A 12,374-nucleotide genomic window follows, 5' to 3' on the forward strand; every position below is an offset into this window, starting at 1 on the left:
CGGTCCGCGGCCCGGTCCCCGAGCCTGGTCCGGTCCCTGGTCCTGTCCCTGAGTCCGGTCCGGTCCCTGAGCCTGTCGAAAGGCGCCGCTCGACAAGCGCCGGTCCCCGAGCGGGTCGACGGGCGCGGGAGCACCACCCGGTTGACGGCGTCGGCGCGATCCGCTTCCGTGGGAACATGCCGACCTCGCTGCTCCTCCTCGCCGACACCCACCTGCCGAAGCGGGCGAAGGTCCTGCCGGACGCGGTCTGGGCCGCCGTCGACGCAGCGGACGTCGTCGTCCACGCGGGTGACTGGGTCGACGAGGCGCCCCTCGACGCCCTCGAAGCCCGCGCCGCCCGCCTCGTCGGCGTCTTCGGCAACAACGACGGCCCCGGCCTCCGCGCGCGTCTTCCCGAGGTCGCGCGCTTCGAGCTCGACGGGCTGCGGTTCGCCGTCGTCCACGAGACCGGGGCGGCGACCGGTCGCGAGCGACGGGCCGACGAGGCCTTCCCCGACACCGACGTCCTGGTCTTCGGGCACAGCCACATCCCGTGGGACTCGGTCTCCCCCGCCGGTCTGCGTCTGCTCAACCCCGGGTCGCCGACGGACCGCCGTCGTCAACCGGAGTGCACGATGATGACCGCTCGGGTTGAAGACGGCGGGCTCAGGGACGTCCGGGTCGTCCCGGTCGCCCGCTGAGGCGGATCAGCCGCAGTACTCGCTGTCGATCTTCGCTTCGTCGCGGACGACGATGCCGTCGACGAGGTCGTCGGTCACGGAGAAGTTGATCCAGTGTCCGGCGTCGTCGGTGACGGCGTAGAAGACGGCGTACTTGCCCTGCTGCTCGGTGAGCGCCGGGTAGGCGGCCCGGAGTTCCTCGAGGGTGGATCCGACGCCGACGCCCTCAGCGGTCGTCGGCGAGGCTGCGACCGCCGCAGACGCGGGCCCGCCCCACGCCTGCAGGACGATCTGGTTCACGACCCCGGTGCTCTGCGGATCGGGGAGCCAGACCGAGGGCAGCCCGTCGGCGGCGTAGGCGGTCACCCACGGGCAGGCCTCCTGCGTCGCCACGGTGAAGGCGGTCATGAACGACGCCGTGCCTTCGATCGGCGCGCCGACCTCGATCGGGCCGAGCCCGGTGAACGACACGATCCAGGACGCGGGATCGGCGAGGTCGGGACCGGTGGGCGTCGGCGTCGGCGACGGTGTCGGCGTGGCCGTCGTGGTCGCGGTCTCGGTCGGTGCGGGCGTCGATGCCCCAGCGCCGCCCGAGCATCCGGCCAACGCCAGTGCTGCTGCGATCGCCAGGACGGTGACGACCGGACGTCGGTGTGCTCGTGTGAACGACATCATTCCCCCAAATGTGTGCTCGGATCAGCCCATCCTCGCACACCGACCGGTCCCACCCCTGCACGCGAACTGTCACTTCGGCACAGTTCCAGCCGCCCGGACCAGCGCCGAGTGACAGTTCGCGGGCAGGGGAGGAACTCAGGCGACGGTCGCGGGCTGCAGCACCGGTGCGGGGCGGGGGACGGTACTGGTCAGTTCCACGACGCGGTGCTCACGACCGGCGACGATGATCGCCTCCATGATCTCCAACACGTGGAACGCGAGGTCGCCCGAGGCCCGATGCGGTCGGTCCTGCTCGATCGCCTCGGCCAGGTCGGACAGGCCCACGCCGCGGCCGGCGTCGACGAAGCCGGCGCTGTCGGGGACGGCACGCCAGGTGCGGTCGTCGGCCGTCGCGATCTCCACCGGGTCCGAGAACCGGTTCGGGTCGGGCACGGCGACCGTCCCGCCCGTCCCGTAGACCTCGAAGAGCGGCACGCGGCTCGCCCACACCTCGAACGAGACCGTCACGGTCGAGACCACCCCGTTCGCGTGCTCGAGGATCGCGGTGACGTGCGTGTCGACCTCCTCGTGCACCGGGATCGGCGTCCCGGCCAGCGCTCCGGTCGCGACCGACCGCTCACGATCCGACCGCGCGACCGCCCCCGACACCCGCACGACGGGACCGAAGAACGACACGAGGCTCGTCAGGTAGTACGGCCCCATGTCGAGGAGCGGCCCGCCACCGGGCTGGTAGTAGAACGCGGGGGCCGGGTGCCACAGCTCGTGTCCCGGGGCGCTCCAGGCGACCGCCGCGGCGATCGGCCGACCGATGGTGCCGCTGTCGAGCACGGCGAGCGCCGTCTGGACGCCCGACCCGAGGACGGTGTCCGGTGCGCTGCCGACGCGGAGGCCCTTCGCCGCCGCGAGCTCGAGCACCGGTCGCGCCTCGGCGGTCGACAGTGCGAGCGGCTTCTCCCCGTAGACGTGCTTGCCGGCCTCGAGGGCTCGGAGCGCGACCTCGGCGTGCGCCGCCGGGATGGTCAGGTTCAGGACGACGTCGACCTCGGGGTCTGCGAGCAACTCGTCGACGCTCGACGACCGCACGCCCTGTTCGGCGGCGACCTCCGCCGCGCGGGCGAGGTCGAGGTCCGCGACGACGACGAGCTCGAGGTTCGGCAGCTTCGGGAACTCGGCGAAGTACTGCTTCGAGATGTTGCCGACGCCGATGACGCCGACCCGGAGGACGGACCCTCCGGTGGTCTCCGATGCCCCGTTCAGCGTGCTGCCCACAGCAGGCCCCTTTCGATCATGGCGCGGCCGGCGTTCTGGCACCGGTCTTCGACGATCCCGTTCAGCGTGCTGCCCACAGCAGGCCCCTTTCGATGATGGTGCGGACGTTCGGGTCCTCGACGATCTCGATGCGGTGGCCGGGAGCGGACACGAAGATCCGACCCTTCCCCCACTGTCGCGTCCAGATGGCGGGCGCCGTGACGGGACGGTTCCATGCGTCCCAGGGCCGCACCTCCTGCGTCGTCGTCGCGAGGACGTCGTTGTACTCGTCGCTCAGCACCCAGTACTGCTCGGTGACGAGGTCGAAGTCCTCGATCCCCTCCGTGATGGGGTGGGTCCGGCCGTACTCGGTGATGTGGACGGTGTAGGGGATGTAGTTGTCGGACTGCTCCCCCGTCCGCTCGGCCGGGTCCTTGCCGGCGTGGTGCGCGAACTGGCCGCCGATCATGTGGAGGTAGTCGGCGTTGTTGCGGTACGAGTCTGCGATCCCGCCGTGCCAACCGGCCATGCCCGTCCCGTTCAGGACGGCGCGTTGCAGGCCGGCGAACTCCTCCGGCTCGATCGTGTTCATCGTGTTGATCTGCACGATGAGGTCGACCGTGTCGAGGTAGTCGGTGTCCGTGTAGACGGTGGTCCCGTCCTCGACGCGGACGGTGAACCCGTTCGCCTCCAGGAAGGGGATGAAGGCCGCGGTCGTCTCGACGGGCATGTGCCCGTCCCAGCCGCCTCGCACCACGAGCGCCTGCTTGTCAGTCATGTGTTCCTCTCAGGGGATGGTTCGGTCATTGGTCGGCTCGCGATCAGCACTACTTGCTGAAGCCGGCGGTCATGCCACTGATCAACTGGCGTCGGCCGAACAGGTACAGGATGAAGATCGGCAGGGTCGACAACACCACGGCGGCGAGCACGGCCGGCACGTTCACGCTGAACGACCCTTGGAACGTCCACAGCGACAACGGCAGCACCCGGTTGCTCGGCGACTGCGTGAGCACGAGTGGGAACAGGAAGCCGTTCCACACGTTGAGCGCGTTGTAGAGCGCGACGGTGACGATCGCCGGCCGGGCGAGCGGGAGGACGAGCGAGACGAGGGTCCGCCAGCTCGACGCCCCGTCGACGGTCATCGACTCGAACAGCTCCTTGGGGATGTCGCGGATGAAGTTCGACAGGATGAGCACGGTGACGGGCACCGCGAAGCCGATCGACGGCAGGATCAGCGCCAGGAGGGTGTCGTAGAGCCCCGCCTTGCTGAGCATGTAGAACAGCGGGATGATCGTCGCCTGCAGCGGGATCGCGAGGCCGAGCAGGAAGAACGAGAACGCTCCCCGCGTGAACCGGGAGTTGGTGCGCACGATCGCGTACGACGCCATGAGGCAGACGAACACAGTGACGGCGACGCTCGCGACGGTGATGATGACGCTGTTGCCGAGGTACAGGAAGAAGTCGCTCTGCAGCACGAGGGCGTAACCGTCGAGGGTCGGGTCGGTGGGCGGGATGAGCTGGTTGCTCGAGAAGAACCCGGCCTGCGGGCGCACGCTCGTGATGACGATGTAGTAGATCGGCAGCACGATGATGAGCAGCCAGATCCAGGCGCCGATCCCGCCGAGGATGTTCGGTTTGCGGCGGGCACCGCGGGGGCGCTTGCCTCGCGTCTCGTGCTCGCCGGGGCGTCCTCGCTTGGACCCGGCGGTCGAGACGCTGACCGTGTCGAGGCTGCCCGTCGGGAGCGCGCCGGGCTTCGTGAGTGGGTTCGTCGCTGACATCAGAGGCCCTCCTGCTGACTGTCCATCTTGGCGAAGCCGCTCAGCTTGGTGAGCAGCAGGGCGATGGCGAGACCGATGACGGCCAGGATGATCGCCATGACGCTCGCCTGCCCGAACTGACTCGCGGAGAAGCCCGTCACGTACATGAGGATCGGGAGGATGCGGGTGCCGGCGCTCGGAACGCCGCCGGTGAGCACGAAGATCACGTCGAAGTAGGTGAGCGAACCGATGATCATGAGCGTGGACGACGTCACGAGCGTGTACCGCAGCTGCGGGAGCGTGATGTGGAAGAACTGCTTGACCGTCCCAGCCCCGTCGATCTCGGCCGCCTCATAGAGGGACGCCGGGATCTGTCGCACGCCACCCTGGAACAGGAGCGTGTGGAAGGGCACGAACTGCCACGCGATGATGAAGATCACGACGAAGAGCACGAGCTGCTGGTTGCCGAGCCAGTCCTGCTTGAGGAACGGGATGCCGAGCGACGCCGACAGGCCGAAGTTCGGGTCGAGGATCGCCTTGAACGCGATGGCCGTCGCCGCCGACGACAGCAGCAGCGGCAGGAAGAAGATCGCGCCGAGGACGGCCCGGTTGCGCTGCTTGCCGGCGGTCCAGGTCCCGAGCAGCAGGCTGATCGGGGTCTGGACGATCCAGGAGATCACGATGACCTTGAGGGTCAGGACGAGGGCGTCGATCGCGACCGGGTCGACGAGGACGGATGCCCAGTTGTCGAGGCCGACCCACGCGGGGTCGGTGATCGCGTCCCAGCGGGTGAAGCTCAGGTACAGGGCGACGATGAGCGGGATGATCGCGAAGACGAGGAAGAAGCCCAGCGCCGGCGCGACCATCCAGCCGCTGGGGCCGGTGCGGCGGCGCATCGCTGCCGCACCGGCCCCTCGGGCCCCGTTCAATGGACGGGTGACGGTCATCGGGAGATCACTGTCCGATCGTCTTGTTCATGTTGTCGGAGAACTCCTGCGGGGTGATCTGCAGGTTGAACAGCTGGTCGAGGTTCGTCAGCAGCGCGGTGGCCTGTGCGGGCGGGAGCGCCTGGTCCCACGACATCTGGAAGTTCTTGGCGTTCTTCGTCAGGTCGTAGACGGTCGTGCCGAAGTCGCCGCCGGCGTCCGCGATCTGGTCGTCGATACCCGTGATCGGCGGCACCTGACCGGCCTCGACCATGCGGTCGATGTAGCCCTTGTCGAAGACGCCCTCGGTGAGGTACTTCAGCGCGCTGGCCTGCTGCTCCTTCGTCGCCGAGGCGGAGATGGAGAAGTACCCGGACGGGTTGCCGACGATGTTCGACGGGTCGCCCTTGCCACCGGTGACGGCGGGGAAGGTCGTGTAGCCGAGCCCCTTCTCGGCGAACTCGGCCGCCTGCTGCTTGAAGGTCGTCATGACCCAGGCGCCTTGGAGCATCATCGCGGCCTTGCCCGTGTAGAGCAGGGCGACGTCGGCGTTGCTGTCGGCGGTGACCGAGGCGTAGCCGTCGACGAACGCGCCGGCCTTCACGAGCTCCTGGATCTTCTCGTTCGCCTCGATGATGCCGGGGTCGCTCCACGCGTCGGCTTCACCGGCCATGATCTTGTTGAAGGCCTCGGGGCCGGCGACGCGGTCGACGAGGTACTCCTCCCACATGAGCGACGGCCACTTGGACGCACCGGCGAGCGAGAACGGGGCCACGCCTGCGGCCTTGAGCTTGGGGATGGCGTCGATGATCTCGTCGAAGTTCGTCGGGACCTCGACGCCGGCGGCCTTCAGGACGTCCTTGTTGTAATAGAACATGATCGGCGTGGTGGCGTTCATCGGCACCGCATAGACCTTGTCGTCGATGACGCCCTGGTTCCAGACGGACTCGAGGAACTTGCCCTTGGCGTCCGCGGTCTCCGAGGTGATGTCGGCGACCTTGCCGGCGTCCACGTAGGAGTTCAGGGTGCCGCCCGCCCAGCTGTAGATGATGGTCGGGGCGCTGCCCGCGCCGACGGCCGTGCGGATCTTGGTCTTGTAAGCGTCGTTCTGGAAGTAGGTCGCTGCGACCTGGCCGTCGGCGTTGGCGCCGTTCCACTCCTTGAGCGACGGGCCGAGGACGGTGTCCTCGTCGGTGCCGGTGAGGCCCCAGAGGGTGGCGCTGCCACTCGGGGCGCCACCGCCGCTGGAGCAGGCGGTCGCGCCGAGCATGAGGGCCGAGACGCCGAGGGCGACTGCGGCCAGTCGGGTCCGACGGCGGGATGAAGTACGAAGCGTCATTGCGTTCTCTCCTTGGTGGGTGCTGCTGCTGATGGTGCGATGTGGTCGGGTCAGTCGGTGGGCGTCCAGGCGCTGCCGTTCGCGGCGCTCGACTCGACGGCGCGCAGGACCCGCTGGACCTGCAGGCCTTCGGCGAAGGACGGTTCGGGATCGGTGCCGCCGGTGATGGCCTGGACGAGGTCCCGCACCTGGTGCGAGAACGGGTGCTCGTAGCCGATGCCGTGGCCGGTCGGCCACCAGGCGGCCATGTACGGGTGCTCCGGCTCGGTGACGACGATGCGCGTGAAGCCCTGCTTGCCGGCGGGAGCGGTGGCGTCGTACACCTCGAGCTCGTTCATCCGCTCGAGGTCGAAGGCGATGGCTCCGCGGGAGCCGCTCAGCTCGATGCGGAGCGCGTTCTTCCGGCCGGTCGCGTAGCGGGTGGCTTCGAAGGCGCCGATGGCGCCGTCCGCGAGTCCGCCCGTGAGCTTTGCGGTGAACCAGGCGGCGTCGTCGACGGTGACCGCGCCGCGTTCGTCCGAGGCGGTCCCGCTCAGGCCGACGGTCTCGCCGAGGAGCGGTCGCTCGGTGACGAAGGTCGCGAGCGTCCCGCTGACAGTGTCGAGTCGGGCGCCGGTCAGGTGCTGCACGAGGTCGATGGCGTGCGCGCCGATGTCGCCGAGCGAGCCGGAACCGGCCTGGTCCTTGTCGAGGCGCCAGGTCATCGGACCCTCGGCGTCGCTCAGCCAGTCCTGGAGGTAGAGCGCGCGGATCTGGCGGACGTCCCCGAGCGCGCCCTCCGCGACGAGCTGACGGGCATACCCGATGGCGGGCACGCGACGGTAGCTGAAGCCGACCATGGAGCGGACGCCGCGGGCCCTCGCCGCCTCGGCTGCGGCGACCATCAGCTCCGCCTCCTCGACGCTGTTGGCGAGCGGCTTCTCGCAGAGGACGTGCTTGCCGGCTTCGAGGGCGGCGATCGCGATCTCGACGTGCGAGGAGCCGGGCGTGCAGACGTCGACGATGTCGATGGACGGGTCGGCGATGACGCTCCGCCAGTCCGTCGAGGCCGACTCCCAGCCGAACTTCACGCGGGCCGCCTCGAGTGCCTCGGCGTTGCGGCCGACGATCGTCGCCATGACCGGTTCCGCGTCGAGGTCGAAGAAGCGCGGTGCGGTGCGCCAGGCCTGCGAATGTGCGGCTCCCATGAAGCCGTATCCGATCATCGCGACCCGGAGTTCCGGCCGTCCGCTTCCCGCCATGTGCAACGCTCCCGAGCTGCTCGCGCAGCTGCGGCCCCGGGGTTCCGGATCGCTTCGCTGCGGTGCCCTGAAGCTAGCCCCGCCGCCTGTCTCCCCGCAACTTCCCTCTCCCGCATTGGAAACTTTTCGCACGAGCCAACCTCCCCCCCCCCCCCTGCCCCTGCCCGCGAACTGTCACTCCGACACAGTCCCCGCCGCTCGGACTAGGAGCGAGTGACAGTTCGCGGGCTACGGGGTGGGCGGGGCTGCGGTCGAACCCCGGACGACGAGGGAGGTGGCGAGGTCGAGGCGGATGTTGTCGACCGTCTCGGACCGGAGCTTCAGCACCAGGCGGGTCGCCTCCTCGGCCATCTCGATGAGCGGCTGCCGGATGGTCGTGAGGGCCGGGCCGACCCACTTGGCCGGCGGGACGTCGTCGTACCCGACGACCGACAGCTGCTCCGGGATCGAGATCCCGAGCGAGCGCGCCGCCTCGTAGACGCCGAACGCCTGCATGTCGTTGCCGGCGAAGATCGCAGTCGGTCGGTCCTCGAGCTGCAGCAGTTCGAGCGCCAGGACGCGTCCGGCCTCCGGGATGAACTCACCGCGCCGCAGGATGGTCTCGTCGAGCGGGATCCCGGCCTCCTCGAGCGCGGACCGGTAGCCCGAGACCCGTGCCCGCGAACACATGAGGTCCTGCGGACCCGAGATCAGCCCGATCCTGCGGTGTCCGAGCTCGATGAGGTGGCGCGTCGCGGCCATCCCGCCGGACCAGTTCGTGGAGCCGATGGCGGCGACCTCCGGGCCAGGGTCCCCCGCCGGGTCGACCACGACGACCGGGATGTTGCGCGTGTGGAGCTGGCGCCGGTACGCCGGGTCGATGTCCGAGAACACGAGGATGACCCCGACCGGCTTCCGCGAGATGATGCTCTCGACCCAACCCTCGCCGGTCGACCGCCGGGCGCCCGTCTCGGTGAGGGTGACGCTCATGCCGTGCTGACGCGCGACCTTCTCGACACCGCGGATGATCTCGAGCGACCAGGAGCTGTCGATGTACTCGAAGACGAGCTCGATGAGCGAACCTTGCGCGAGCTCGGCACCGCGGCGACTGTAGCCGTGGCGGTCCAGGAGTCGCTCGACGATCTCCCGGGTGTCCGGCGACACCCCCGGTCGCCCGTTGAGCACCTTCGAGGCGGTCGACACCGACACGGAGGCCTCCCTGGCGATGCGCGACAGGGTCGCGCGCCCGCCACCGGCACCGGGTCCAGCGGTCTGCGCCGCGGGGTCGTCGCTCATCCGAGTCCTCCGATCCCGCTCCGTCGGGCCGGACGGCCGTCTCTGCAGCGAGAAGTTCTGCCCATGCTAACGAAATATTTCGCGACACTCGACCGGTGACGCGCGGCCGTCGATCTGCTAGTCTCGACTATAAGTTGTGGTTAACAACAAATCATCCGCTCACCAACGACGTTGAAGGACTGCACGCATGAGCCTCACCCCCACCAAAGCCGATCGATTCTCCTTCGGCCTCTGGACGATCGGCTACAACGGGACCGACCCGTTCGGTGGCCCCACCCGCCCCGACCTCGACGTGGTCGAGGCCGTCACCCGCCTGAACGAGCTCGGCGCCTACGGCCTCACCTTCCACGACGACGACCTCTTCGCCTTCGGTTCGACCGACGCCGAACGCCAGAAGCAGATCGACCGTCTCAAGCAGGCGCTCGCCGACACCGGCGTCATCGTGCCGATGGTGACCACCAACCTGTTCAGCGCCCCCGTCTTCAAGGACGGCGGCTTCACCTCGAACGACCGCGCCGTCCGTCGCTTCGCCCTCCGCAAGGTGCTCCGCAACCTCGACCTCGCCGCCGAACTCGGCGCCAAGACCTTCGTCATGTGGGGCGGCCGCGAGGGCGCCGAGTACGACTCTGCGAAGGACGTGCAGGCGGCCCTCGAGCGTTACCGCGAGGCCGTCAACCTCCTCGGTGACTACGTCACCGACAAGGGCTACGACATCCGCTTCGCGATCGAGCCGAAGCCCAACGAGCCCCGCGGCGACATCCTGCTCCCGACGCTCGGCCACGCGATGGCGTTCATCGAGACCCTCGAGCGCCCGGAGCTCGTCGGCATCAACCCCGAGGTCGGCCACGAGCAGATGGCGGGCCTCAACTTCACGGCCGGCATCGCCCAGGCGCTCTACCAGGGCAAGCTCTACCACATCGACCTCAACGGCCAGCGGGGCATCAAGTACGACCAGGACCTCGTCTTCGGTCACGGCGACCTGCAGAACGCGTTCTCGCTCGTCGACCTCCTCGAGCACGGTGGCGTGAACGGCGGCCCCGCGTACGACGGCCCGCGTCACTTCGACTACAAGCCGAGCCGCACCGAGGACATCACGGGCGTGTGGGACTCCGCAGCCGCCAACATGCGCATGTACCTGCTGCTCAAGGAGCGCGCCGAGGCGTTCCGCGCCGACCCCGAGGTGCAGGAGGCGCTGGCCGCCGCCCGCGTGCCCGAGCTGCGCGAGCCGACGCTCAACCCCGGCGAGACCGTCGAGCAGCTGCTCGCCGATCGCTCGTCGTACGAGGACTTCGACGCCGACGCCTACTTCGGCGGCAAGGGCTTCGGCTTCGTCCGCCTGCAGCAGCTGGCCGTCGACCACCTCATGGGTGCACGCTAGCCGACACCCGCGAACCTGGCGTTCCGTCTCCTGATCCGAGAGGATCGGGGGCGGAACGCCGTTCCGCGTCCCACCCCACAGCAGACCCGGCGGTCACCCGACCGCCCACCACCGAGAACAGGGAGAGCGATGACGCTCGTCGCCGGCATCGATTCGTCCACCCAGAGCTGCAAGGTCGTCATCCGCGACGCCGAGACCGGAGCGCTCGTCCGCGAAGGACGCGCGGCGCACCCCGCCGGCACCGAGGTCGACCCGGCCGCGTGGTGGCAGGCGTTGCAGGAGGCGGCCGCCGCCGCCGGCGGGTTGGCCGATGTCGCCGCGGTGTCGGTCGCGGCCCAGCAGCACGGCATGGTCGCGCTGGACGTCGACGGACGCGTCATCCGTCCGGCGCTCCTCTGGAACGACACCCGGAGCGCGCAGGCCGCGACGGACCTCATCACGGAGTTCGGCGCTGCGGAACTCGCCCAGCGGACCGGGTGCGTCCCCGTCGCCTCCTTCACGATCACGAAGCTGCGCTGGCTGCGCGACGCCGAACCCGCGAACGCCGCCGAGGTCGCCGCCGTCGCGCTCCCCCACGACTGGCTGAGCTGGCGTCTGCGCGGCTTCGGTCCGGCCGACGAGAGCCCGCTCGGCGCGGACCTCGCCGAGCTGACGACCGACCGCTCCGACGCCTCCGGCACCGGGTACTGGTCCCCCACCGACGGCGAGTACGACCGCGAGCTGCTCGTCGCAGCGCTCGGCCACGATGCGATCCTGCCGCGCGTGCTCGCGCCGGAGGAGTCCACAGGGACCGGTGTCGACGGCGGCCTCATCGGGCCGGACACCGTCATCGGGGCGGGCGCCGGCGACAACGCGGGAGCCGCCCTCGGGCTCGGGGCGACGGCCGGCGACGTCGTCGTGTCGATCGGCACGAGCGGGACGGTGTTCGCCGTGACGCCGGCCGTGGTCCGCGACAGCTCGGGCACCGTCGCCGGGTTCGCCTCGGCCGACGGCGCGTTCCTGCCGCTCATCGCGACGCTCAACGCCGCCCGAATCCTCGACGCGGTGGCCGCGCTGCTCGGCGTCGACCACACGGAACTCGGTCGACTCGCGCTCGAGGCCCCGGCCGGGGCACGGGGACTCGTGCTCCAGCCGTACTTCGAGGGCGAGCGCACCCCGAACCGGCCGGACGCGACGGCGACCCTCTTCGGCATGACACTGGAGTCGACGACGCGCGAGGGCCTCGCCCGAGCGGCGATCGAGGGGCTGCTCTGCGGACTCGCCGACGGCCTCGACGCGGTGCTCGCGCAGGGCGTCACGGCGGAGCGCGTGCTCCTCATCGGTGGTGCGGCGCAGAACCCGGCGGTGCAGGCGATCGCTCGCGAGGTCTTCGGCGTGCCGGTCGTCGTGCCGGCACCCGGGGAGTACGTCGCCGACGGCGCCGCGGTGCAGGCGGCCTGGGCGCTGAGTGGCACACGCCCGGCGTGGGCTGCAGTGGGGGCCGGCGTCCGCACCGACCAGGCGGACGCGGTCGCTGCGGACGCGTCCGGCATCGCACGGGAGCAGTACGCCGCCCGAGCCTGAGGCGGCACCGGTCGCCGGTCACTGAGCCTGTCGAAGTGCCACACACCGGAGCCTCCCGACCTACAACGCTCCCCCGGGGGCCCTTCGACAAGCTCAGGGAACGGGCATCCCTTCCCTCGGTCACTGAGCGAACCCCTCCCGGTCTCTGAGCCGACCCCTCCCGGTCAGTGAGCCGAACCCTCCCGGTCACTGAGCCTGTCGAAGTGCCACACGCAGAAGCCTCCCGAGACGCAACGTCACCCCGGGGGCCCTTCGACAAGCTCAGGGAACGGGTATCCCCTCCCCGGTCACCGAGCACCACCCGGTCACT

At 69.8% G+C, this 12,374-nt stretch carries 11 protein-coding genes; 3 read left to right on the forward strand and 8 right to left on the reverse strand.

Going from position 1 to position 12,374, the window contains the following annotated elements; all coding sequences use genetic code 11:
- The first annotated feature begins 176 nt into the window (after positions 1-176).
- Complete coding sequence (locus tag ACLIME_RS10155) at positions 177-680, forward strand: metallophosphoesterase family protein (protein ID WP_411556839.1); 504 nt, start codon at positions 177-179, stop codon at positions 678-680.
- Between the two features lie 6 nt (positions 681-686).
- Here the strand turns inward: ACLIME_RS10155 and ACLIME_RS10160 are convergent, their stop codons facing one another.
- The 8 genes from ACLIME_RS10160 to ACLIME_RS10195 all read right to left on the reverse strand — a co-directional run bounded on the left by ACLIME_RS10160 (position 687) and on the right by ACLIME_RS10195 (position 9,123).
- Positions 687-1,331: a hypothetical protein gene (locus ACLIME_RS10160; RefSeq protein WP_124769987.1), complete on the reverse strand. Its 645-nt coding sequence runs from the start codon at positions 1,329-1,331 to the stop codon at positions 687-689.
- A gap of 138 nt (positions 1,332-1,469) precedes the next feature.
- Positions 1,470-2,603 carry a Gfo/Idh/MocA family protein gene (locus tag ACLIME_RS10165; protein ID WP_411556840.1) on the reverse strand — a complete coding sequence of 378 codons (1,134 nt, stop codon included), beginning with the start codon at positions 2,601-2,603 and terminating at the stop codon, positions 1,470-1,472.
- 61 nt (positions 2,604-2,664) lie between these two features.
- A complete protein-coding gene (locus ACLIME_RS10170; protein ID WP_064295003.1) occupies positions 2,665-3,360 on the reverse strand; it encodes a ThuA domain-containing protein in 696 nt (231 codons plus the stop codon).
- Positions 3,361-3,409: 49 nt separating this feature from the next.
- Positions 3,410-4,363: a carbohydrate ABC transporter permease gene (locus ACLIME_RS10175; protein ID WP_079706768.1), complete on the reverse strand. Its 954-nt coding sequence runs from the start codon at positions 4,361-4,363 to the stop codon at positions 3,410-3,412.
- Positions 4,363-5,289 (reverse strand): carbohydrate ABC transporter permease, encoded by a 927-nt coding sequence (locus ACLIME_RS10180; protein WP_071258845.1) that lies wholly within the window; start codon positions 5,287-5,289, stop codon positions 4,363-4,365. The genes ACLIME_RS10175 and ACLIME_RS10180 overlap by 1 nt, the downstream gene beginning before the upstream one ends.
- A gap of 7 nt (positions 5,290-5,296) precedes the next feature.
- Positions 5,297-6,607 carry an extracellular solute-binding protein gene (locus tag ACLIME_RS10185; RefSeq protein ID WP_202939489.1) on the reverse strand — a complete coding sequence of 437 codons (1,311 nt, stop codon included), beginning with the start codon at positions 6,605-6,607 and terminating at the stop codon, positions 5,297-5,299.
- A 50-nt stretch (positions 6,608-6,657) separates the two neighbouring features.
- The gene (locus ACLIME_RS10190; protein WP_411556841.1) at positions 6,658-7,848 is read right to left on the reverse strand and encodes a Gfo/Idh/MocA family protein; all 1,191 of its coding nucleotides are present in this window, start codon (positions 7,846-7,848) and stop codon (positions 6,658-6,660) included.
- Between the two features lie 228 nt (positions 7,849-8,076).
- Positions 8,077-9,123 (reverse strand): LacI family DNA-binding transcriptional regulator, encoded by a 1,047-nt coding sequence (locus ACLIME_RS10195; RefSeq protein ID WP_192005792.1) that lies wholly within the window; start codon positions 9,121-9,123, stop codon positions 8,077-8,079.
- Between the two features lie 187 nt (positions 9,124-9,310).
- Here ACLIME_RS10195 and xylA point away from each other — a divergent pair, with 187 nt between their 5' ends.
- Positions 9,311-10,501, forward strand: coding sequence for a xylose isomerase (xylA, locus tag ACLIME_RS10200; protein WP_202939491.1), 1,191 nt, complete (start codon positions 9,311-9,313; stop codon positions 10,499-10,501).
- 129 nt (positions 10,502-10,630) lie between these two features.
- Positions 10,631-12,064 (forward strand): xylulokinase, encoded by a 1,434-nt coding sequence (xylB, locus tag ACLIME_RS10205; RefSeq protein WP_411556842.1) that lies wholly within the window; start codon positions 10,631-10,633, stop codon positions 12,062-12,064.
- The last annotated feature ends 310 nt before the right edge of the window (positions 12,065-12,374 follow it).

Origin of the sequence: Plantibacter sp. MPB07 (genome assembly GCF_046619465.1) — a bacterium.
GTDB lineage: Bacteria > Actinomycetota > Actinomycetes > Actinomycetales > Microbacteriaceae > Plantibacter > Plantibacter auratus.